The sequence below is a fragment of the Sphingobium jiangsuense genome, from assembly GCF_014196495.1.
GTDB lineage: Bacteria > Pseudomonadota > Alphaproteobacteria > Sphingomonadales > Sphingomonadaceae > Sphingobium > Sphingobium jiangsuense.
The window spans coordinates 165,552-188,870 of sequence record NZ_JACIDT010000005.1 but is presented as its reverse complement, the minus strand read 5'-3'; the positions used below and the strand labels follow the sequence as shown (position 1 = coordinate 188,870).

Genomic DNA, 23,319 nt, shown 5'->3' with positions numbered 1-23,319 from the left:
GATACAGCGAGTCCTGCATGAAGGCCGATACCCAGCACCGCCCGGAAGGCGGGATTCTTCCGCTGCTGATCCTGCCGGGCACCCTGTGCGACGGACGGATGTTCGCGCCGCTGGCCGAGCGCCTGCCCGGCCGACCGCTGCTGTTCGGCGACATGCTGGGCAGCGACTCGGCCAAGGGGCTGGCGGAAAGGATACTATCCGCCGCGCCGCCCCGCTTCGCGCTGCTCGGCTTTTCGCTGGGCGGGCTGGTGGCGATGGAAATGGCCGCCACCGCGCCCGACCGGGTGATGGGACTGGCGCTGATCGACGCCAATGGCGGCGACATTCCGGCCGAGCAGCATGCCGACCGCCGCGCCGCCGCCGCCAACGCCGCCGCCAACGCCGCCGCATCCATTGCGGATCATGTCGGCGTCACGCTCTGGCCGTCCTATGTGGCCGAGTCGCGGCAAGGGGACGAGGAACTGCGCGCGCTCATCGTCGCCATGGCCCGCGATTGCCCGCCCGGCACGCTCGCCCGCCAGATCGAGGTCGCGCTGACGCGCGGCGACAACCGCCCGCGCCTGCCCCGCATGGCAATGCCCGCGCTGGTGCTGGGCGGCGCGGAGGACCGGGTTTGCACCCCGGACATGCAGCGGGAACTGGCGGCCGGCCTGCCCGACGCGGAGCTGGTGCTGGTGCCCGGCGCCGGCCATTTCGCGCCGCTGGAGGACCCGGACGCCACCGCCGCCGCCGTCGCCCGCTGGCTCAAGCGCGTGGACGGCGGCGTGGACAGAGGCACGCTTTCATCCGATCACATACATCAACGGACAAATCGAGGAGGAACCATGACCGATTCCAATGGCAAGGGCGTGAAGGTCGCGTCCGGCAAGGCCGACAGCGACGTGCTGCACGTCGAGCGGCGCGACTTCACCCAGCTCGTCCCGACCGACCGGCCGCGCGTGCAGAGCATGAAGGGCTTCGACGACTGCTATACCGACATCGTCGATTACATCATCCGCTGCACCCACAAGATCTGGGACGAGCGCGACGTCGGCCTGATCTACACCCACTACACGCATAATTGCGTCGCCTACACGACGCTGGGCACGATGTACGACCGCGAGACGCATATTCGCGACACCATCCAGCGGCTGGTCGAATTCCCCGACCGGCGCGGCATGGCGCAGCAGGTGCTGTGGCGCGGCAATGACGTCGACGGCTTCTACACCAGCCACATGACCCATGGCCTGGGCCGTCACACCGAATTCGGGTCCTGGGGCAAGCCGACGGGCCGCACCTTCTGCACCCGCACCGTCGCGGACTGCATGATCCTGGAGAACAAGATCTACAAGGAGTGGATCGTCCGCGACAATATGGGGCCGCTGATCCAGGTCGGCGTCGATCCCCATGCCTATGCGGAAGGCATTGCCCGCAAGAAGTTCGACAATGGCGAAACCGTGCTCGACCTGTCGGAAAACCGCCGCCTGCTGGGCCAATATCCGCCGGAAAGCGAGGCGGACGTCTCCATCGCCCATAATGACGGCGAGGCGGAGGTGCTGCGCTGGCTGCACCACATCTACAACAAGCGGCTGTTCGGCAAGATCCACGAAATCTACGCGCCCAACTGCCAGTGGCACGGCCCGCTGATGCGCGAGTTGTACGGCATCGCCGCCGTGCTCCAGCAGACGATGCGGCTGGTCGCGCTGATGCCCGACTGCTCTTTCGTGCCGCAGCATATCTGCTCCAACGAGAGCGAGGAAGGCGGCGTCAAATATGCGGTGCGCTGGCTGATGGACGGCCATCATCTCGGCTATGGCTCGCTCGGCGCGCCCACCGGCCACCATCTGTCGGTGATGGGCGTCACCCATTTCCATGTGAAGGACGGCAAGATCGTCGACGAATGGGTCGTCTATGACGAGCTGTCGATGCTGGTCCAGATCAAGCTGGCCGAAATGCAGGCGGCCGCCTGAACCTTCTCCCTTGGAGGCCGCGTTTTCCACGCGTCCTCCTTCCTCCCTGTCCGCGCCCGCACGAAGGCGCGGGTCAGCCGTCAGGGCGTTTCGGCGGCAAAGGCGATGGCGATGCCGTCGCCCATCGCCGCCCCCATGGTGGAGCCATGGCTCTGGCCGACGAGCAGTTCATAGCGCGCCTTCACCCCGCGCGCGGTCAGGTCGGCGGCCAGCGTTTCGGGCGAGGCCGCCGCATTCGCCTCCCCCCTGCCGCCGCGCTCGGCGTCGCCATGGGCGATCAATAGCGACCGCCCTGCGGGCAGATTGGCCTGTTCGAGTTCCTGCCGGATGACGCCGTTGCCGAACCACAGGGACGGGCTGATCGCCACATAGCGGGTCCACGCCTTCCCCCGCGCCAGCGCGTGCAGCGCCAGCAGCCCGCCGAAGCTGTGGCCCATCAGGGTCTGCCGCGCCGGGTCGGTCCGCCAGCGCCGCTCGACCAGCGGGCGCACATCCTTTTCCAGAAAGGTCAGGAAGGCGTCCGCGCCGCCGGTCGGCAGGCCGGTGCCGGGAACGCCGCCCGGAATGGCGTAGCCCGCGACCGACGGCGTATAATCCCGCGACCGCCGCCGCACCGGCCCGGCCTCGATCGCGACGATGATGCCGGCGGGTCGGCTGGCGCCGCCGCGCCCGCGCCCCGTCCGCCGCGCCATCAGCGTCGCCGTCGGGAAATGGGTTTCCCGTCGAGAAGCCACAGCACCGGCCATCCCCCGGCGGGCGGATCGCCTTCGGGCCAGGAAATCATGACGCGATAGTCGTCCCCCTCCGGCCCCGGCACGGTCACCACGTCCGACCGTTCGAGCTGCCATGGGGCCGCCACGGCCGGAGCGGCCGGCGCAAGGGCGGCCACTCCGGGCAGCAGCGTGAACGCGGCGAGCGGGGAGAGCAGACGCCTCATCCTTGCGGCGGCGGTGGCGGTAACGGTGGAAAGCTGGCGCATGCGGTTTCCTTCATCCGGGTTTCCGCCGCGATTAATGCGAATTGTTTTCGTTATCAACTTCTATATGGAACGGCGCGCCTCAGCGCACCATGCAGGGGCGCTTGTTGTCGAAACTCCATCCGTCGATCAGATATTGCATGGCCAGCGCATCGTCGCGCGCGCCCAGCCCATGGTCCCGGTACAGCGCATGCGCCGCCGCCAGCGCGTCCTCGTCTATCGAGACGCCGAGGCCCGCGCGGTCGGGCACCGCCACCTGCCCGTTCACGATGCGCAGCGGGTCGCGCGTCAGATACTGGCCGTCCTGCCAGATCCAGTGGGTGTCGATCGCGGTGATGTCGCCCGGCGCGGCGGCCGCGACATGGGTGAACATCGCCAGCGAGATGTCGAAATGATTGTTCGAATGCGACCCCCAGGTCAGCCCCAGCTCATGGCAGAGCTGCGCGACGCGGACCGAGCCTTGCATCGTCCAGAAATGCGGGTCGGCCAGCGGAATGTCGATCGCGTCGAGCTTGATCGCATGACCCAGCTGGCGCCAGTCGGTCGCGACCATGTTGGTGGCGGTCGGCAAGCCGGTGGCGCGGCGGAACTCCGCCATGATCTCCCGCCCGGAAAAGCCGTTTTCCGCGCCGCACGGGTCCTCGGCATAGGCCAATATACCGTTCTTGCCCTTGCACAGCGCGATCGCCTGGTCCAGCGACCATGCCCCGTTGGGGTCGAGCGTGATGCGCGCGTCGGGGAAGCGGCGGGCAAGCGCGGTCACCGCCTCGATTTCCGCCTCGCCCTCCAGTACGCCGCCCTTCAGTTTGAAGTCGCGAAAGCCGTAGCGCGCCTGCGCCGCCTCCGCCAGGGCGACGATCGCATCGGCATCCATCGCCCTTTCGGTGCGCAGCCGCTCCCACGCATCCGCCCCGCCGGCACCGTCGGCATAGGGCAGGTCGGTGCGGGTACGGTCGCCGATGTAGAAGAGATAGCCCAGCATCGGCACATGGTCGCGCTGCCGCCCCTCGCCCAGCAGCGCCGCCACCGGCAGCCCCAGATGCTGCCCCATCAGGTCCAGCAGCGCGGATTCCACCGCCGTCACCGCATGCACCATGATGCGCAGATCGAAGGTCTGCAATCCCCGCCCGCCCGCGTCGCGATCCGCGAAGGCGGCGCGCATGTGCGTGAGGATGGCGGTCCATTCCACCACCGCGCGCCCGACCACGATCGACCGCGCCTCCTCCAGCGTGCGGCGGATGCCTTCGCCGCCGGGCACCTCGCCAAGGCCGGTGCGCCCTTCCTCGTCGGTGATCAGCACGATGTTGCGGGTGAAGAAGGGCGCATGCGCGCCGCTGAGGTTCAGCAGCATGCTGTCGCGCCCCGCGACGGGGACGACGCGCATCTCCACGATGCGGGGCGAGGAGGCAGGGGAAGGCAGGATCACGGGGCTACTCCGGAAGAAGGGACGGCGGAGGGAAGGGAAAGGCGGCGGATCGGCCCGACCAGCACCGCATAGCTCGCAATCGCGAGCAGCGAATGGAGGGCGACGAACACCAGCGCGAGGTCGAAGCTGCCCGTCGCGGCGACGATCAGGCCGATGCCGATCGGCGTGACGATACCGGCGATATTGCCGATCGCGTTGAAGATGCCGCCGGCAAGGCCGGTGCGTTCCTGCGGCGCGGCGTCGGCGATCACCACCCAGCCGAGCGCGGCGACGCCCTTGCCGAAAAAGGCCAGCGCCATCAGGCCCACCACCAGTATTTCCGATTCGACGAAATTGCAGCCGACGATGGAGACGGACAGCGCCATGCCGCAGAAGATCGGCACCTTGCGGGAAATATTGAGCGAATGCCCGGCGCGCAGCATCCGGTCGGACCAGATGCCGCCCAATATGCCCCCGACCCAGCCGGACAGCGCGGGCACGGCGGCGGAGAAACCGGCCTCGACGATCGACATGCCGCGCTGCTGGACAAGGTAGATCGGGAACCAGGTGGCGAAGAAATAGGTCAGCGCGGTGATCGCATATTGGCCGATATAGATGCCGATCAGCATGCGGCTGGTCAGCAGCGGCCGGATCGATGCCCAGTCGGGCCGCCCGCGCCGGGCGGTGGGCCGGGCCGCGCTGTCCATCTCGACCAGCGCCCCGCCCGCGGCGATATGCTCGCGCTCCGCCACGGAGAGGAACGGGCTCTCCATCGGCGCGTGGACGCGCGCACGGAACAGCACCGCCCCGGCCAGCCCCAGCACACCCATCAGCACGAAAACATGATGCCAGCCATATATATGGGTGATCCACCCCATCAGCGGAGCGAAGACGGCAACGGCGAAATATTGCGCGGAATTGAAGATCGCGGTCGCCGTGCCGCGCTCGGCCGCCGGAAACCAGGCGGCGACGATGCGGGCGTTGGCAGGGAAAGAGGGCGCCTCGGTCAACCCCAGCAGGAAGCGCAGCAGGAACAGCGCGACGATCGCGCCCGCTGCCTCGAACACGCCGACAAAGGCCTGCGCCAGCGTGCAGAGCGACCAGAGCGCGATCGACCAGCAATAGACGCGGCGCGAGCCGAAGCGGTCCAGCAGCAGCCCGCCGGGGATCTGGGCGAGCACATAGGCCCAGCCGAAGGCGGAAAAGACGATGCCCATCGACACCGGCGACAGGCCCAGTTCATGCTGGATGGAATTGCCGGTGATGGACAGCGTCGCCCGGTCCGCATAGTTGATCGTCGTCAGCAGGAACAGGATCAGCGCGATCTGATAGCGCACCCGCCCCGGCGGCCCGCCGGTCTTGCCCTTCGCCTTCTCCATCCTCGTCCTTTCGCTGCGGCCTTTTTATGCCTGTTGGGGGGTGCGGTCGCGCAGCATTTCGGGCAACAGCGCTGGCGGCATGTCCTGATAGCAGACCGGCCGCAGGAACCGCTCGATCGCATAGCTGCCCACCGAGGTGCTGCGCCCGTCCGAGGTCGCGGGGAACGGGCCGCCATGCACCATCGCATCGCACACCTCGACGCCGGTGCCGAAGCCGTTGACGAGCAACCGCCCGGCCTTTTCCTCCAGCACCGGCAGCAGCGTGGCGGCTGCCTCCTCATCCGCCGCGTCGATGTGGAGCGCGATCGTCAGCTGCCCCTCGATCCGCTCCATGATCCCGGCCATCGCGGCGGCATCCGGGCAGCGCACGACAAGGCCGGTGGGGCCGAATATCTCGTCCGACAAATGGGGGATGGCGTCGAACCGGGCGGCATCGACCACGAACGCCGTCGGCCGCGCCTCGCAGGGGCCGCGCGCCTCCGCCCCCGTACCGATGCAGTCCACGCCGGGCGTCGCCGCAAGGGCGGCCTGTCCCGCCTGATGCGCGGCGTGGATCGCGGGGGACAGCAAGGTCGCGGCGGGTTGCGCCGCCAGCGCGCTTTCGACGGCGCGCAGGAACGTCTCCGCCCCCGGCCCTTCGGGCAGCAGCAGCAGGCCGGGATTGGTGCAGAACTGCCCCCCGCCCAGCGTCAGCGAGGCGATATAGGCATTCGCGACCGCCTCGGCCCGGCTCGCAAGGGCGTGGGGGAAGACCAGCACCGGGTTGATGCTGCTCATCTCGGCATAGACGGGGATGGGCCGCGGCCGCGCGGCGGCCAGCGCCATCAGCGCGAGCCCGCCCGCCCGCGATCCGGTGAAGCCCACCGCGCAGATCCGCTCGTCCGTCACCAGCGCCGCGCCGACCGCATGGTTCGCGCCCGCCACCATCGAGAACACGCCCGCGGGCATCGCGCAGCGGGCGACGGCCCGGTCCACCGCTTCGGCGACCAGCGCCGAGGTGCCGGGATGGCCGGGATGCGCCTTCACCACCACCGGACAGCCCGCCGCGAGGGCGGACGCGGTGTCTCCCCCGGCGACCGAGAAGGCGAGCGGGAAATTGCTCGCGCCGAACACCGCGACCGGGCCCAGCCCGATGCGACCCATGCGGATGTCCGGACGCGGTGCGGGCTGGCGATCCGGCAATGCGGGGTCGATCCGCACCTCCTGCCAGTCGCCCTGCCGCACGACCCGCGCGAACAGGCGCAGCTGGCCGACGGTGCGCCCCCGCTCGCCCAGGATGCGGGCGGGCGGCAGCGCGGTTTCCAGCACCGCGCGCTCGATCAGCGTATCGCCCAGCGCCTCGATCTCCTCGGCGATCGCTTCCAGAAAGGCGGCGCGCCGTTCCAGACCGGCCGCGCGATAGGGCCGGAACGCCGCCGCCGCCGCCGCGCAGGCATCCGCCACATCCTCCGCCGTCGCGCCGCCGAAGGCCGGGCCGATCCGCTCGCCGGTCGCGGGCGCGACCGCATGGACGGGATCGCCCCTGCCCGCGCGCCGCGTGCCCGCGATGAACAGGTCGGGCGAAAGGCTCATTCGCCCTTGCCCCAATCGGCATTGGCCTCGATCAGCGCCTTGAGATCGGCGAATTCCCGGTCGTCGAGGTCGGTCAGCGGTGTCCGCACCGGGCCAGCCGGGCGGCCGATCGCGCGCATCCCGGCCTTGACGATGGATACGGCGTAGCCCGCGCGGCGATTGCGGATCGCGATATAGGGCAGCACGAAATTCCGCAGCCCTTCGAGGATGCGATCCGCGTCATGCGCCCGCACCGCCTGATAGAAGCGCACCGCCCAGGCGGGCATGAAGTTGAAGATCGCCGACGAATAGGTGGTGACCCCCATTTCCAGATAGGGACCGGCATAGGTCTCGGCGGTGGGCAGGCCGCCGATATAGGTGAGGCGGTCGCCCATCCGCGCGCGGATGCGGGTCATCAGTTCGACATCGCCCACGCCGTCCTTGAAGCCCACCAGATTGGGGTTGCGCTCGCACAGCCGGGCGAGCGTCTCGTCGTTCACGATCGCATTGTCACGGTTGTAGACGACCACGCCGATATCGGTCGCGCGGCACACCGCCTCGATATGCGCGGCCAGCCCGTCCTGCGGCGCGCCCACCAGATAGGGCGGCAGCAGCAACAGGCCGTCGGCCCCGGCGCGCGTCACCCGGCGGGCGATGTCGGTGGCGATCGCGGTGCCGTAGCCGCAACCTGCAAGCAGCGGGATCCTGCCCCCGACCTCGGTGGCCGCGGCCTTCACCACCGCCCCGACCTCTTCGGGCGCGAGGGAGAAGAATTCGCCCGTACCCCCGGCGGCGAACAGGCCTGCCACCTCATGCTCCATCAGCCAGGCGCAATGCTCGCGATAGGGGCCCTCGGCAAAAGCCTGGTCCCCGTCGAAATGCGTGACAGGAAAAGACAAAAGGCCGCTGCCGATCTGCTTCGCCATTCCGGCCGGATTCATCCCGCTCATATCATTCCACCATGCAAGAGTTTCAGTCGTGCGATGAGATCGCCTGCCGGCTTTGGTAAGAGCGGGATCGATATCCATCAAAGCCGATTACCGCATCGATTGATACGATAAATGCATCGACGTTCCTTGCTGTTGCCCAAGCGCCTGCCAGCCTCCTACGGCACGGCTTGCTCCGTGCGGGCGGTATGATTTATGATGGGCGCACAGGGCCGTTGCAATGGCTTTCATCCGCAGAGCCATGCCTCCGACTCTTCCCGATTTCCGTTTTCCGCGCCGGAATCGTTCGAAATCAGGGCGGCAGGAGGGGAGGCAGCGTCAAAAGACGCAACCGGGCTTGCTCAAATATCTGCAAAATCTGCACTGTAAGCGTTTGCAATATCCCGGCCGGGCCGCTATGCAAGGAACGATTGTTACACCTTTAGGCATCAGGCATCATCATCCATGAACGACCGGCAGGACCATTCGGATTTCGACCCCGAAGTCGAGGAAAGCTTCGACAGCCCCCATGCCGAGTTCGACAGGCTGCGCGCGCAATGCCCGGTCGCCCATACGGACAAATGGGGCGGCTTCTGGGCGCTGACCCGCTATGAGGACGTGAAGCGCGCGGCCAGCGACGCTTCGACCTTCATCACCTCGGTGCAGAATGTGATCCCGAAGGTCGCCTTCACCGGGCGGCGCCCGCCGCTCCACCTCGACCCGCCGGAACACACCCCCTATCGCCGCGCGCTCAACCCGCTGCTGTCGCGGGAAAAGACGCTGGCGCTGGAACCGGCGGTGCGGCGGATCACCGTCGATCTGCTCGCCCCGCTGCTCGCGCGGGGGGAAGGCGATATTTGCGGCGAATTCTCGTCGCACCTGCCGGTGCATGTGTTCGGCGCCTGGATGAACATCCGCGACCGCGCGCTCGAAACCCTGCACGATGCGGGCCGCGCCTTCATCCTGTCGGTCCACCTCAACAATGAGGAGCAGATGAAATCGACCAGCCTGCGCCTCTACGACATGGCGCGGGAACTGATCGCCGAGCGGCGGCGCAACCCGTTGCCGGTGGAGGACGACCCGACCAGTGCGCTGCTGGCGGCGCGCGACGGCGCGGGCAATCCGTTGCCGGACGAGATGATCGTCGGCACCGTGCGCCAATTGCTGGTCGTCGGCATCGTCGCGCCGATGGTGATGATCGGCAATATGGCGGTGCACCTGTCCCGCCACCCCGATCTGCAACAGGCGCTGCGCGCCAATCCGGCCGATATCGAGGATGCGGTCGAGGAATTTCTGCGCCTCTATTCGCCCTATCGCGGCTTTGCGCGCACGGCCAACCGCGACGTGCGGTTCGGTGACCGGACGATAGCGGAAGGGGAGGCGATCGCCCTCGTCTACGCGTCGGCCAACCGCGACGAGGCGGTGTTCGAGGATGCTGGCAGCTTCCGCCTGCGCCGCCCCAATATCGGCGACCATCTCGCCTTCGGGCGCGGGCCCCACAACTGCCCCGGCGCGCAGCTGGGCCGGTTGCAGCTGAAGATCGCGCTGGAGGAATTGCTGACCCGCACCACCGGCTTTTCGCTCAACGGCGAGATCAGGATGACGCGCTGGCCCGAAGTGGGTGCGGTCACCGTGCCGCTGCGCTTCGAGGGGTGCCGGATCGACTGACGCGCCTGTACCACTGACGAGCTTGCAAATCCCCGGCCTTTGCGTATCACAACGCAAAGGGGACCTCCGGGAAACGGAAGCAAAGCTTGGACGATACGCAACGAAAGCCGACTCTTGATGACGTCGCCCAGCGCGCCGGCGTATCCAGCGCGACGGTATCGCGCTTCCTCAACAACCCGGACGTGGTCGCCAAGGCCACGGCGGAACGCATCCGCGCGACGATCCATGAGATCGGCTACATCCCCAATATGCTGGCGGGCGGTCTCGCCTCCAATCGCAGCCGCCTGGTCGCGGTGCTGATCCCGCATCTGTCGGATTCGATCTTCAACGACACGATCGAGAATATGGCCGAGGAACTGGCCGCAGCCGGAACCAACGTGATGCTGGGCCTGACCGGCGTGTCGACCGAGCGCACCGCCAAGCTGATCATGGCCGCGCTCAGCAGGCGGGTGGACGCGATCATCTCGACCGGCCCGATGGACGCGGAAACCGAGGATCTGCTGCGGCGGAGCAAGGTGCGCTTCATCCAGATATGGGAATTGCCGGAAGATCCGATCGACCTCGCCATCGGCTTCTCCCATCGCGCGGTGGGCCGCGACATCGCCCGCTTCCTCGCGACGCGCGGCTATCGCCATCCGCACATCATCACCGCCGAGGGCAAGCGCGCGGCGCTGCGGCGCGACGGCTTTTGCGAGGAATGGATCGCGGGCGGCGGCGCCACGCCGACCCAGGATTCGGTGGCCATCCCGTCCCGCTTCGGCCAGGCCCGGCGCGCCTTCGCGGAGATACGCCGCCTCGACCCGATGCCCGACGTGGTGGTGTGCGGGTCGGACTATCTGGCGCAGGGGATCATCGTCGAGGCGCAGTTCGCCGGGCTGAAGGTGCCCGACGACATCGCGGTGATCGGCTTCGGCAACGCCTCTCTGGCGGGTGAGATGCGGCCGACCATCACCACCGTCGACATTGACGGCGCCCGCATCGCGCGCGAGGCGATCGCCGCCATCGGGCGCGAACGCGACGGATCGGACAACAGGGACAATATCGTCGACGTGGGCTTCCGCCTCATCGCCCGCGAAAGCGCCTGACAGCCCCGCCAGATGGCCAAGACCTCGATCGGGATTGGACATTTGCCCCGGCCCGCTTATGAAAGCGCTGCCATCATCGGCGCGAAGAGGGGATAGGCCGCACCATGCGCGAGGGGAAATCGGATGACGGACGCGGCGAGATGACGGCGCGCTCCTGCCGCCCGCGCGGGCAGGCAACCATCCTGATCCTGGCGGCGATCGCCGCGATGGGATCGATGGCGATCCACATGCTGGTGCCCGCGCTGCCGCTGATGGCATCGGAATTCGCCATCGGGCCGACGCAGGCGCAATGGACGATCAGCATCTATCTCTGGGGGCTGGCCGGGGGTCAGTTGCTGGCGGGGCCGCTGGCGGACCGCTACGGGCGGCGACCGGTCATGCTCGCAGGGCTTGCGGGCTATGCGCTGGCGGGCCTGCTGGGCGCCGCCGCCCATGCACTGCCGATGCTGGTCGCGGCCAGAATGATGCAGGCGGTCGGCGGCGCGGCCGGGGTCGTCGCCGCGCGGGTGATGGTGGGCGACCTCTTCCCGCGCGGCGAAGCGGCCGGAAAGCAGGCGACGCTGATGGCCATCGTGATGATCTCGCCCGCGCTGGCGCCGCTGGCGGGCGGCGCGGTGACGGAATGGATCGGCTGGCGCGCGGTGCTGGCCCTGCTCGGCCTGTGCGGCGCCATCGCCTTTGCCGCCGCCTGGCGCCGCCTGCCCGAAACCGCGCGGAAGCGGCGGTCCATATCGGCGGGCGGCGCGAGCGGTGAGGAACGGTCCCCGTCCCTGCTGCGCAGCTATCGCCGCCTGTTCGCCAATCGCCAGTTCCTGCTGACCACCGCCGCGCTCGCGGGGGCGAGCAGCGGCCTCTACATGTTCCTCGCCAATTCCTCCTTCCTGCTGATCGACCGCTTCGGCCTCTCCCCCGCCGAGGCAGGCGGGTGTCTGCTGGGCATCGCCGTCGCCAGCATCGTCGGCACCCGCTTCGTCGCGCCGATCGAGCGGCGCGGCGACGCGCTGGTCACGGGCACCGCCTTCTGCGCCGGGGGCGCGCTGGTCGCGCTGGCGCTCGCGCTGCTGGGAATCGAGGGGCCGGTCCCGTTCATCGCGCCGATCCTGCTGCTCGGCGTCGGCGCGGGGCTGGCCGGCCCGGCGGCGATCAACAATGTGATCTTCGCCGAGGAAGGGCTGGCCGCCACCGCCGCCAGCCTTGCCGGAGCGGTGCAGATGCTGGCGAGCGGGGCCGGGATGATGGCGCTCGGCGCCTTCTCCCCGATCGATCCGCTGCGCCTCGCCATCGGCCTGGCGCTGGCCACCGGCCTTGCCTTTCTGGGCGCGCTGAAGCGCTGACGGACGCCGCCAATCGGGCTATGCAAGTGCTTGCATATGTGATAAGGGCGCTCCGATACAAAAGCACAGCCGCTTCAGGGAGACGAAGCCATGATTTCCAAGATATTTGTCACACGCTCCACCCTCACCCTCCTCCTTGCAAGCGCATCCATTCCGGCGCTGGCCCAGACCGCCGACGATGCGTCCTCCGGCGGCCTTCAGGATATCGTCGTCACCGCCGAGCGGCGCACGCAGAGCCTCCAGAAGGTACCGATCTCCGCCACCGTCCTCACCGGCGATGATCTTCAGGAAAAGGGCGTCGCCAATCTCGGCGACATCCAGCAGGTGGCGCCCTCGGTCGCGATCAACACCTATAACCGCTCCACCTTCATCAACATCCGCGGCGTCGGCATTGCCCAGTCGGCCCCCACCTCCAGCACCGGCGTCGCCTATTATATCGACGGCGTGTTCATCCCGAACGAGCAGTATATCGGCTTTTCCTTCTTCGACTTTTCCTCGGTCGAGGTGCTGCGCGGCCCGCAGGGCACGCTGACGGGCCAGAATTCCACCGGCGGCGCGCTCTATGTCCGCACCCCCGACCCGGATTTCTCGCGCCTGTCCGGCTATATCGAGGAAACCATCGGCAATTATGAGCAGTTCCGCACCATCGGCGCGGTCAACGTGCCGATTTCCAGCAATGTCGCGCTGCGCGTGGCGGGCATCTACGACAAACGGGACAGCTTCTCGAAGCAGATCGGCACCAGCCCCAGCAATCCGGGCAATGTCGATTTCTACGCCTTCCGCAGCAACCTGCTGATCGAACCTTCGAGCAGCCTCGGCATCAACCTGCGCTGGGAGCATTTCAACAACGACAGCGACAACAACGCCGTCACCAACCGCACGCTGCTGCCGACCGTCGGCCCGCGCGTGGTCAAGGAAGACGCGATTTCCTTCCTGCGCAATGTCGGCAACCGCTATTCGGGCGAAGTGAGGCTCGACCTGTCCGACGCGGTGCGGTGGCGCACCAACATCTCCTACCAGGACGCCTATACCCGCGACCAGGCGGACGGCGACCGCACCGACACCGCGCTGCCGCGTCCCCCTGCGTCCAACACCGGCCGCGTCAGCCTGATCAACACGACGCATGAGATCTTCATCGCCGAAACCAACCTGCTGTCGACCGGCAATGCCCCGCTGCAATGGGTCGTGGGCGCCTTCTACATGCATGGCGACGTCGGGCTCGATCAGCGGCGCGACAACAACAATACGGTGACCTTCGTATCGTCGACCTCGACCATCCTCGCCGATGCGACCAACACCACCAAGGCGGGCTTCGGCCAGATCAACTACAAGCCGTCCGACGCGATCGAGTTCATCGTCGGCGCCCGCTATTCCGAGGATAAGCAGGTCTATACCCGCAACGGTGCGACCGACGTGCAGAAGTCGGACAAGCTGACCGGGCGCATCGCGGTGAATTTCTACCCGACCGAGAATGTGACGCTCTACGCCACCGCCTCGCGCGGGTACAAGGCGGGCGGCGTCAACCTCTCCACCGGCGTCGCGCCGTTCGGGCCGGAAGAGAACACCGTCTATGAGCTGGGCTTCAAGACCTCGCTGCTCGACCGCCATCTGCGCGTGAACGGCGACATCTTCTATTCGGATTACAAGGATATCCAGTTCTCCAGCCTGTTCAACGGCCTACCCGTCACCCAGAACGCGGCGAGCGCCCGTTCCAAGGGCGCGGAACTGGAGGTCACCGGCCAGTTCGACGCGCTCGCCTTCAACATGGGCGTGGGCTATCTGGATGCGAAGTTCGCGCAGTCCATCTGCCTCAACAACACCAACAACCCCGGCGGCGACCGCGTGCGCTGCGCCTCGTCCGCCACGCCGACGACGGCCGACGACTTCGTGCCCGAAGACCGCCGCCTGCCCTTCGCCCCCAAATGGACGATCAACGGCGGCATCCAATATGCGATCCCGCTGGGCAATGCGACGCTGACGCCGCGCGTCCAGTGGTCGCACGTGTCGAGCCAATATGCGACGCCCTTCCCGGCGGTGGCGACCATCGTGCCGGGCCGCGACATCGTCGATCTGCGCGCGACGCTGGAGCCCAATGAGCGCTTCCTGATCGAGGGCTTCGTCACCAACCTGTTCGACAAGCTCTACATCGCGTCGCAGGTGCAGAATGCGTCGAGCGCGGATGGCGGCATCATCTACGGCGCGCCGCGCCAGTTCGGCGCGCGCGTCCGCGTGAAGCTCGGCCCGCTCTGACGCGGGCGAGTATCGCGGCGGCGGAGGCGGCGTGACCGGCAGGGCCGGAACACGCCGCCCCGGCAACACCCCCGGCGGCAGGCCGGAAACAAGGGTCCAGACGAGCAAATGACAGGCAAGAAATCCTTTCGAACGGGTCTGTTCCCGCTGATCGCCGCAACGGGGGCGCTGGGGCTGGCGCTCACCCTCTCCGTCAACGCGCATGGGGAGAAGGAGCCCGATCGCTGGTGGGCGCCGGGGGAAGGGCGGGTCTTCCCTGCCAGCCTCGATTATGACAACGGCCACGGCACGCTGCGCACGCTGCTGGTGGGCGGGCCGATGGAAACCAGGGGGCATCCCTTTTTCGAACCGCTCGGCCCCACCGGCCGGGCCTGCGTCACCTGCCACCAGCCGTCCGACGCGATGAGCCTGTCGGTCGAGAGCGTGCAGCGCCAGTGGCAGCGCACCGGCGGCAAGGACCCGCTGTTCGCCGCCTATGACGGCTCCAACTGCCCCACCCTGCCGCAGGACAAGGCGGAATCGCATTCGCTGCTGCTCCAGCGCGGGCTGATCCGCATCGAGCGGCCCTGGCCGGTGCGCAGCTTCAACGGCAAGCCGGTCACGCCGGATTTCCGCATAGAGGTGCTGCGCGATCCCAATGGCTGCAACAGCGGCCCGCATTACGGCCCCGAAGCGGGCAGGATCTCCGTCTATCGCCGCCCGCGCCCGGTGGCGAACATGAAATATCTGCTGGCCGTCGGCTTCCCGTTCGACCCGAAGCAGGGCTATGCGCTGCCGCTCGACCCCGACAGCGGCCTGCCGCAATCGGGCAATCTGATGGCCGACAACCGCTCCGGCAGCCTCCGCCTCCAGATGGAGGACGCAGCGTCGAGCCACCTCCAGATGCTGAAACGCCTCACGCCCCAACAGCGCAAGCGGCTGGAGGATTTCGAGCTGCGCATCTTCACCGCGCAGCAGTTCAGCAAGACGGGCGGCGCGGTCGACACCGGCGGGGCCAAGGCCGGCCCCGCGCGCCTGCGGGATTCGCAGGCGGGCGCGCTCGGCAGCATCGGCGAGCCGGTGTGGAGCGAGTTCGCCGGGTGGGAGAAGATCTCGCCCGAAGAGGCCGCGAAGCTGACGCCGCAGCAGCTCGCCTTTCGCCAGTCGGTTGCGCGCGGCGCGCGGGTGTTCCGCGAAAAGACCTTCCTCATCACCGATTCGGCGGGGATCAACAGCCGCGTCGGCTTCGGCAATCCGGTGCGCAACAGTTGCGTTTTCTGCCACAACATGACGCAGATGGGCAATGACGTCGCGCCGGGTCAGGTGGACCTCGGCACCACGACCCTGCCCTTCGCCGATCCGTGGAACGACCTGCCGCTGTTCCGCATCACCTGTCTCGGCCGCCCGCATCCGCATTATGGCCGGGTGATCCACACCTATGATCCCGGCTTCGCGCTCACCAGCGGGCGGTGCGAGGATGTCGGCAAGATCACGCTGCAATCGATGCGCGGCCTGTCCGCCCGCGCGCCCTATTTCTCCAACGGACTGGCCAGGGACCTGCGCGGCGTGGTCGATTATTATGAGCGCCGCTATTCCATCGGTTATACCGAGCAGGAAAAGCAGGACCTCGTCAACCTCATGAGCGTGCTATGAAACCGGCCCTTCCCGTCCTGCTGTTCGCCCTCGCCGCCCCGCTTTCCGCGCAGGCGCAACAGACCGGCGACCTCGTCCGCTTCATCTCCTGCCCCATCTACCGCGACACCGATGCGGGGCGGAAATCGGGCTGCTGGCTGGCCGACGACCATGCCACCGGCATCCGCTACGACGTCAGCGAAAGCCCCTATAAGCCGGACTGGAATTATGAGGTGCTGGTCGAGGGCCGGGTTTCGGACGAGCCGGTCACCGCCTGCGGGGCGAAGGTGCTGAACGCCGTGCGCACCTCCCGCCTCGATACGCCCTGCCCGCGCCACCTCATCCCGGCGGAAGGCTATGCGGGGCGGCGCTTCGTGCTGCCGCGCCGGAACATCGACCCGCTGTTCGTGCCGCGCAAAACGCCGCCCGGCCCCTATGCGGAGCGCGTCTTCCCGGTCTATTTCGAGTTCGACCGCGACTTCCTCGTCTATCAATATGACGACTGGCTGATCGACAATGCCGCGACATGGATACGCGCCGCCAGGCCGAAGAAGCTGGTCGTCACCGGCTTTGCCGCGACCGATCCCGTCACCCTGTCGGGCCGCACCATCGCCGAACGGCCGGAAGTGGCGAAGGAAAGGGCCGAGGCGATCGCCGAAACCATGCGGCGCCTGCTGCCCGGCATGCCGGTGGAGACGCGCTGGGAAACCGGCGCGCAGCCGATCGACGATCCCGAAGCGGACGCCATCCCGTCCCAGTCGCAACGCCGGGCCGAGATCCGCGCGCTATTCTAAGGGAAAGGCGCGGATCATGCCGTCCGCCTCCAGCGCATAGCCGGTGGTGAGCCCCGCCTCCCCGGTGATCTGGACAAGATAGTCGAGCAGGTCGCGGACGGCGGGCGCGCCCGGCCCCAGCGCATGGGGCACGGACTCATCGTCGATCCGGCAGGGCACGAGCGTCAGCCCGACCTCGCCGCCATCGCCTTCGCCCAGCGTCAGGCGCGCGATCACGCTATGGCGGGTTTCCTCCGGGTTCATATATTTCCGGCCCGGCTGCCAGCCCTTGTTCAGCCGGCTGATCTCGCGAAAGCCGCGATCTTCGGTCAGCCGTTCCATGAAGGCGGACGGCTGCTCGATCGCGAAATTGCCGAGGCTGTGGAGGATCGGGCGGCCGCGATGGAACTCCACGCCCTTCAGCAAATGGGGATGATGGCCGAAAATGGCGTCGGCCCCGGCGTCGATGATCGCCCGGCCGACCTCGCGCTGATAATCGGCAAGCGCCGCGCGCACGAAATGGATGCCCCAATGCATCGACACGATAACATGGTCGGCCCGCGCCCGCGCCGCCCGCACATCGGCCAGCAGGTCCGCCAGATCGGCGGGCGCGGCAAAGGTGAGGATGCGGGGGTCGGTGCCCGGCTGGTCCGGCTCCACCGCCTCATAATGGGTATGCACGCGCAGCGGCGCGCAGCCCGCGCGGTTGGGCTCGGCCGCATAGCCATGGGGCAGGATCGCATTATAGGCGAGGAAGGCCACGCGCCTGCCTTTCGTTTCGAGCAGCGCGGGCATGCGCGCTTCGGCCAGCGTGGCGCCGCCGCCGCAGGTCGCGATCCCGGCATCGCGCAGATGCGCGACGGTATCGCCCAGCGCCTGCGCGCCATAATCCATCGCATGATTGCCCGCGAGCGACAGCACGTCGAAGCCGGCATCCGCCAGAACGGGGGCGACCCCCGGCGCGGTGCGCATCGGCAGCCGGGCATTGGGCGCGGGCGTGCCGCGATCCGACAGCACGCATTCCATCTGCCCGAACAGCAGATCGGCGCGCAGCGCGTCCCGCACGCCCGCGAACATCCCGGCCGGGTGTTCCCTGCGCGGTCCGATATCCCCCACCCCCGCAATGACGATCCGGTCCGGCATAGGCTGCAATCTCCTTTTCTTACGCGTGTAAGCGCTTTCTGACGAAACCGGAAGGGCACTCCCAGTGATTTTGCCGCAGAGACCGCGTGTCGGCGGCTGCCCAGTCGCGGCAGGGACAAGCTCTCGCTCTATATGTAAGGGCTTGCACGATCCCCCGGATGCTCTAAGATGCGGCCCGCCCCTATCTCAACGACAAGACAGTCATCTTCCGGGAGAAGCCGACCGTGCGCCGCGCACCCATATCCTCATCCATCCCCCGACCGTGCAGGAAAAGGGATCAAGCCCAGTGACAGGCATTCTTCTTGCGGTCGGCGACCTCGCGATGGATCGCGACGATTATGACGAGAATTTCGCCGCCACCCGGCAGATGCTGCGGGAAGCGGACATCAGCTTCGGCCAGCTCGAAACCTCGTTCGCGAGCGGAGGCGTGCGCGCGCCGCAGGCCCGCCATGCGGTAATGGCCCGCCCGGACGGCGCCGACGCCCTCGCCCGCGCCGGGTTCGACGTCATCTCGATGGCGGGCAATCATGTGATGGACTGGGGCAACGACGCCTTTTTCGAGACCAGGGCCAATCTGGAGCGCGTCGGCATCGTCCCGGTGGGCGCGGGCGAGAATATCGCCGCCGCGCGCAAGCCGGCCAGCTTCACGCTGAAGGACGGCAGCCGGATCGCCATCCTCGCCTATTCGAGCATCCTGCCCCAATCCTATTGGGCCGACGAGCGCCGTCCCGGCTGCGCCCCGATGCGCGCCTTCACCCATTATGAGCAGATCGAGCACGACCAGCCCGGCACGCCGCCGCGCATCCGCAGCTGGCCCCATATCGACGACCTCGCGGCGATGGAGGCGGATATCCGCGCGGCCAAGCGCGATCATGACGTCGTTATCGTCTCGCTGCACTGGGGCATCCACTTCGTGCGCGCGGCCATCGCCGAATATCAGCCGGTCGTCGCCCGCGCCGCCGTCGCGGCCGGGGCCGACGCGATATTGGGCGGCCATGCCCATATATTGAAGGGCGTGGAGATGATCGGCAGCGTGCCGGTCTTCTATTCCCTCTGCAATTTCGCCTGCGACCTGCGCATGGACGAGGCCCATGCGCAATCGAAGAGCTTCAACGAGATCCGCGTGCTGGCCGAGGAATGGGAACCGGATTTCGAGGGCCTCTACAATTTCCCCAAGGCATCCCGCCTCGCCATCGCCGCCCGGCTGGAAATCGCCGGGGGCAAGGTGCTTCGCAGCGGGTTCATTCCCCTCTATATCGGCCGCGACGCGGTGCCGCACCCGCAGGCGCCGGGCAGCAGCCATTATGACGAGGTGATCGATTATCTTTCCGCGGTCACGCAGGAGGCCGGTTTCGCCACCCGCTTCCGGCGCGGCGGCGACATGGTAGAGGTAGAGGCCGCATGAAACTCGCATTCCGCTTTCCGCTCGAATTCATCGTCCTCCTCTACCTGCTGTCCTATCTGCCCAACGTGATCCTCACCAAGCTGGTGACGAGCCAGCCCAATGCGGCGCTGGGCCGTCCGATCACCGGGCTGGAGACGCTGCCTGCCTCCCTCATCATCTCGCTGGTCACCACCTATGTGTTCATCTGGCTGTCGGGCTGGCACCGCGACGCCAACAAGATATCGCTGGGCAGGCTGCGCATTCCCTTTCCCACCCGCTACACCTTCCTGTCGGGCATCGGCACCGCGCTGGTTCTCTTCACCGTGCCGCTGTCCTTCACCATCACCAATGTCTCCATTCCGTTCATGCAGCTGCTGATGCGCGGGGACATTTTGCTCATCGCGCCGCTGGTCGACATCGCGTTCGGGCGGCGGGTGCGCTGGTGGAGCTGGCTGGCGCTGGTGATGGTCGCCATCGCCATGGTGCTGACGATATCCGACCGGGGCGGGCTGAACCTGCCGCCGATCGCGATCGCGACGATCCTGCTCTACACCTTCGGCTATTTCCTGCGCCTCGCCATCATGACCAAGGTGTCGAAGACCGGCGACGATGCGTCGGTGCGCAAATATTTCGTCGAAGAGAAGATCGTCGCCCTGCCGCTCGCGATCGTGGCGCTGGCGGCGCTGTCGATGAGCGGCATCGACAGGAACACCAGCGGGCTGGAATGGGGCTTCGTCGAGGTCTGGACCCAGCCGGAAATCCTCCAGATCGCGCTGATCGGCCTGACGCTGACGATCGTGTCGGTGTTCGCGATCATCATCCTGCTCCACCCCAGCGAGAACAGCTATTGCGTCCCGCTGGAACGCGCGGCCAGCCTGGTCGCGGGCGTCGGCGGCGCGGTGCTGCTGGCGTGGATATGGGGGCTGGAGATGCCGAGCCGGTCGGAACTGATCGGTGCGGGCATATTGATCGGCGCGATCGTCCTCCTGTCGGTGGCGCCGCGCACCTTCGCCGCCGTGCGGGAGGCGAAGGCGGAGGAGCGCTGAACCCGGTTCAGCGCCCCGCCAGCACGTCGCGCTCCAGCCTGCGCCCGACGAGGCACAGGCCCGCGAGGATCAGCTGGATCGCCACCAGCAGCAGCGTGGGCGGCAGGAACGACCCCGACACGTCGCGCAAATAGCCCATCGCGGCGGGCACGGTCGCGCCCGCGAGGCTGCCGAGGATGTTGATCGCGACGATGCCCATCGACAGCGCCTCCGGCGGCAGCAACCGCGTCGGGATCGCCCAGAAGGCCGCGACCGTGCAGCCGATGCACGCCCCGCCGACGATCAGCGCGGCAAGGCCGGGCAGGCCGGGGCCGAAGGCATAGGCGGTCAGCAGGCCGAGGCCGCCCACCAGCGCGGGCACCGCGACATGCAGGAACCGCTCCTGCGTCCGGTCGGAATGACGCGCGTTGAGGTAGAGGCCGACCGCGCTTCCCGCCCAGGGCAGCGCGACGATCAGCCCGGTTTCCGTCGCGCTGAGATCGGCAAGGCCGCGCACGATCTGCGGCAGCCAGAACATGATGCCGTAATTGCCGGACAGGATGCAGAACCAGATCAGCGCCGACACCCAGCCCACCGGCAGCCGCAGCACCGCCCAGCGCCCCGGCTGCCGCTCGCCCTTTTTCGGCTTGGTCGCGCCGCGAATATTGGCTTCCATCCATGATTTCTCGGTATCCGACAGCCAGGTCGCCGCGCGCGGGCCATCGGGGTAATAAAACCACGCGAAGAGGCCGAGCAGCACCGCCGGAATGCCCTCCACCAGGAACATCCAGCGCCACCCCTCCCAGCCCAACGGGTTCTGCGTTTCCATCAGCAGGCCGGATATCGGCGCGCCACCGATCTGCGCGATGGAAATCGCCATGATCGGCAGCGCCAGCACCGACGCCCGGTAGCGCTCGCTCGCCCAGTGGCTGAGATAGATCATCAGGCCGGAGGACAGGCCCCCTTCGGTGAAGCCGATGACGACGCGCAGCAGATAGAGGTGCCATTCGGTCTGGATCAGCGACATGGCGGAGGCCGACACGCCCCAGGACAGGGTGATGATCGCCAGCCAGCGCCGCATGCCGATCGCCTCGTAGAGCAGCACGCTGGGATATTTGGCGGCGAGATAGCCGACGAACAATATGCCGGCGGCAAAGCCGTATTTGGACCCGCTCAGCCCCAGCGCCTGATTCATCTGCAACGCGGCGAAGCCGACATTGGCGCGGTCGATCGACCCCATCAGGATGAACAGCGCGCTCGGCAACACCAGACGCCAGAGCACCTTGCGCCCGATCCGGCGTTCCATCGCGTCATCCATTCCCGATCCTTCCCCTTTGTGACGATCGCGCCGCACCGGCCGCGAACGAGCCCTCCTCATGAAAGCGTTTGCATTAAGCGCAAGACCATGGAATGTGGCAAGCAGTTAATTCAAGGATGCCGCCATGACCTTCGCAAGCGCCGCCGCCACACCGGACGATCTGTCGTTGAGCGACAGGCTGTGCCGCCATATCGCCAACACCCCTTATGATGCGCTGCCCGAAGCCTGCCGCGAGATGATGCGGCGCGCGCTGCTCGACGGAACGGGCGTGATCTGGGCGGCGAGCGGAATGAGCGCGGACGCCGCCCCCTTCCTCGCCATCGCCGCAGGGCAGGCCGCGGGGCCCGCCCGCATATTGGGAACGGAGATGCAGGTTTCGGCGGAAAACGCGGCCTTCGCCAACGGGGCGATGGCCCATGCGCTCGATTATGAGGATGCGTTCGACGCCGCGCCCAGCCACCCCAATGCCTCGATGATCCCCGCCGCGCTGGCGCTGGCGCAGGAGGTCGGCGCCGACGGGCGCACGCTGCTGACCGCGCTCGCCATCGGCTGCGACCTGGTGTGCCGGCTGGGCCTTTCGCTGCGGCGGCCGATGGAGGCGGGCGGCTGGTATCCGCCGCCGATCATCGGCGCCTATGGCGCGGCGGCGGCCTGCGCGCGGATATTGGGGCTGGACGAGCGCCGGACCCGCGACGCCCTCTCGCTCATGCTCTGCCAGGCGACGATGCCGGGCGCGATCAAGCATTCGCGCGACACCAATATTCGCGCGATCCGCGAGGCGTTCCCGGCGCAGGCGGCGATCCACTGCGCCCGGCTGGCGGCGGGCGGCGTCACCGGCTTCGACGCGCCGATCGAGGGCAGGGACGGCTTTTTCGACCTCTATGCCGGGGGTGAGTATGACGGCGGCGTGATGCTCGACCGGCTGGGGGACTGGTTCCACGGCCAGATGCTCAGCTTCAAGCCCTGGCCCTCCTGCCGGGGCACCCATGCCTATATCGAGCTGGCGATCGGCCTCATCCACCGCGCCGGGATCGACGCCTCACAGATCGCCCGCATCCACGCCGGGATCGACGCGGTGACGCGCATGCTGATCGACCCGCTGCCGCGCAAGCAGGCGCCCGCCGTGGCGATCGACGCCAAGTTCAGCATTCCCTTCACCATCGCGCTGGCCGCGGTGCGCGGCAAGGTGACGCTCGACGATTTCGACGCGGCCTCGCTGGCCGATCCCGATGTGCTGGCGATGGCCGCGCTGGTCGCGCCGGTCGAGGCCGACGCGCCGGGCTGGCCCGCCGGATCGGGTGGTTTCCTGGCGGTGGAGCTGAAGAATGGCGAGATGCTGCGCGGTGAATTCGCGACCCCGCTCGGCTCGCCGGAGCGGCCGCTGGCGCGCGAGCAGCTCGTCGCGAAATTCGTCGATTGCACCGGCCGTGCCCGCGTGCCCCTCGCCCCGGATCGGGCGCGCCAGCTGGCGGAGCGGATTCTGGCGATCGACACCGTGGACGATGTGAGGCAGGTCTTCGCCTGAAGGCGGATAGCGCGCCG

18 protein-coding genes are annotated in these 23,319 nt (G+C 67.8%); 10 read left to right on the top strand and 8 right to left on the bottom strand.

From position 1 onward, the window contains the following. Positions 1-17 precede the first annotated feature (17 nt). Positions 18-1,949 (top strand): alpha/beta fold hydrolase, encoded by a 1,932-nt coding sequence (locus GGR43_RS23380; RefSeq protein ID WP_223177368.1) that lies wholly within the window; start codon positions 18-20, stop codon positions 1,947-1,949. A gap of 80 nt (positions 1,950-2,029) precedes the next feature. Here GGR43_RS23380 and GGR43_RS09035 read toward each other — a convergent pair whose 3' ends face one another. From GGR43_RS09035 to kdgD, 6 genes are all read right to left on the bottom strand, one after another. Continuing rightward, a complete protein-coding gene (locus GGR43_RS09035) occupies positions 2,030-2,683 on the bottom strand; it encodes an alpha/beta hydrolase (RefSeq protein WP_188071648.1) in 654 nt (217 codons plus the stop codon). Further along, positions 2,641-2,928, bottom strand: coding sequence for a hypothetical protein (locus GGR43_RS09030; RefSeq protein ID WP_188071647.1), 288 nt, complete (start codon positions 2,926-2,928; stop codon positions 2,641-2,643). Before GGR43_RS09030 ends, GGR43_RS09035 begins: the two co-directional genes overlap by 43 nt. A gap of 79 nt (positions 2,929-3,007) precedes the next feature. Beyond that, on the bottom strand, positions 3,008-4,351 hold the full coding sequence (gene gudD / locus GGR43_RS09025; RefSeq protein WP_284276904.1) for a glucarate dehydratase: 1,344 nt from the start codon (positions 4,349-4,351) through the stop codon (positions 3,008-3,010). Next, complete coding sequence (locus GGR43_RS09020) at positions 4,348-5,709, bottom strand: MFS transporter (RefSeq protein ID WP_188071646.1); 1,362 nt, start codon at positions 5,707-5,709, stop codon at positions 4,348-4,350. The genes gudD and GGR43_RS09020 overlap by 4 nt, the downstream gene beginning before the upstream one ends. Before the next feature lie 24 nt (positions 5,710-5,733). Then, the gene (locus tag GGR43_RS09015) at positions 5,734-7,281 is read right to left on the bottom strand and encodes an aldehyde dehydrogenase (NADP(+)) (RefSeq protein WP_188071645.1); all 1,548 of its coding nucleotides are present in this window, start codon (positions 7,279-7,281) and stop codon (positions 5,734-5,736) included. Beyond that, positions 7,278-8,210 carry a 5-dehydro-4-deoxyglucarate dehydratase gene (gene kdgD / locus GGR43_RS09010; RefSeq protein ID WP_188071644.1) on the bottom strand — a complete coding sequence of 311 codons (933 nt, stop codon included), beginning with the start codon at positions 8,208-8,210 and terminating at the stop codon, positions 7,278-7,280. Before kdgD ends, GGR43_RS09015 begins: the two co-directional genes overlap by 4 nt. 441 nt (positions 8,211-8,651) lie before the next feature. Here kdgD and GGR43_RS09005 point away from each other — a divergent pair, with 441 nt between their 5' ends. From GGR43_RS09005 to GGR43_RS08980, 6 genes are all read left to right on the top strand, one after another. Then, the gene (locus tag GGR43_RS09005) at positions 8,652-9,854 is read left to right on the top strand and encodes a cytochrome P450 (protein WP_188071643.1); all 1,203 of its coding nucleotides are present in this window, start codon (positions 8,652-8,654) and stop codon (positions 9,852-9,854) included. 86 nt (positions 9,855-9,940) lie between these two features. Continuing rightward, a complete protein-coding gene (locus GGR43_RS09000) occupies positions 9,941-10,939 on the top strand; it encodes a LacI family DNA-binding transcriptional regulator (RefSeq protein ID WP_188071642.1) in 999 nt (332 codons plus the stop codon). A gap of 104 nt (positions 10,940-11,043) precedes the next feature. Continuing rightward, on the top strand, positions 11,044-12,273 hold the full coding sequence (locus GGR43_RS08995; protein ID WP_246343449.1) for a Bcr/CflA family efflux MFS transporter: 1,230 nt from the start codon (positions 11,044-11,046) through the stop codon (positions 12,271-12,273). A gap of 90 nt (positions 12,274-12,363) precedes the next feature. Then, positions 12,364-14,523 carry a TonB-dependent receptor gene (locus GGR43_RS08990; RefSeq protein ID WP_188071641.1) on the top strand — a complete coding sequence of 720 codons (2,160 nt, stop codon included), beginning with the start codon at positions 12,364-12,366 and terminating at the stop codon, positions 14,521-14,523. 108 nt (positions 14,524-14,631) lie between these two features. Beyond that, complete coding sequence (locus GGR43_RS08985; protein ID WP_246343448.1) at positions 14,632-16,155, top strand: hypothetical protein; 1,524 nt, start codon at positions 14,632-14,634, stop codon at positions 16,153-16,155. Continuing rightward, on the top strand, positions 16,152-16,928 hold the full coding sequence (locus GGR43_RS08980) for a hypothetical protein (protein WP_188071640.1): 777 nt from the start codon (positions 16,152-16,154) through the stop codon (positions 16,926-16,928). The genes GGR43_RS08985 and GGR43_RS08980 overlap by 4 nt, the downstream gene beginning before the upstream one ends. On the opposite strand, the gene GGR43_RS08975 is transcribed toward GGR43_RS08980, so the two are convergent. Next, complete coding sequence (locus tag GGR43_RS08975) at positions 16,920-18,050, bottom strand: CapA family protein (protein WP_188071639.1); 1,131 nt, start codon at positions 18,048-18,050, stop codon at positions 16,920-16,922. The genes GGR43_RS08980 and GGR43_RS08975 overlap by 9 nt on opposite strands. A 286-nt stretch (positions 18,051-18,336) precedes the next feature. Here GGR43_RS08975 and GGR43_RS08970 point away from each other — a divergent pair, with 286 nt between their 5' ends. Both GGR43_RS08970 and GGR43_RS08965 read left to right on the top strand, forming a co-directional pair. Beyond that, on the top strand, positions 18,337-19,455 hold the full coding sequence (locus GGR43_RS08970) for a CapA family protein (RefSeq protein WP_188071638.1): 1,119 nt from the start codon (positions 18,337-18,339) through the stop codon (positions 19,453-19,455). Further along, positions 19,452-20,480 carry a hypothetical protein gene (locus tag GGR43_RS08965; RefSeq protein WP_188071637.1) on the top strand — a complete coding sequence of 343 codons (1,029 nt, stop codon included), beginning with the start codon at positions 19,452-19,454 and terminating at the stop codon, positions 20,478-20,480. Before GGR43_RS08970 ends, GGR43_RS08965 begins: the two co-directional genes overlap by 4 nt. 7 nt (positions 20,481-20,487) lie before the next feature. On the opposite strand, the gene GGR43_RS08960 is transcribed toward GGR43_RS08965, so the two are convergent. Then, positions 20,488-21,777 (bottom strand): MFS transporter, encoded by a 1,290-nt coding sequence (locus GGR43_RS08960; RefSeq protein ID WP_246343447.1) that lies wholly within the window; start codon positions 21,775-21,777, stop codon positions 20,488-20,490. Positions 21,778-21,901: 124 nt separating this feature from the next. Between GGR43_RS08960 and GGR43_RS08955 the strand changes: the two genes are divergently transcribed. Beyond that, on the top strand, positions 21,902-23,302 hold the full coding sequence (locus GGR43_RS08955; protein WP_246343446.1) for an MmgE/PrpD family protein: 1,401 nt from the start codon (positions 21,902-21,904) through the stop codon (positions 23,300-23,302). Positions 23,303-23,319 lie beyond the last annotated feature (17 nt).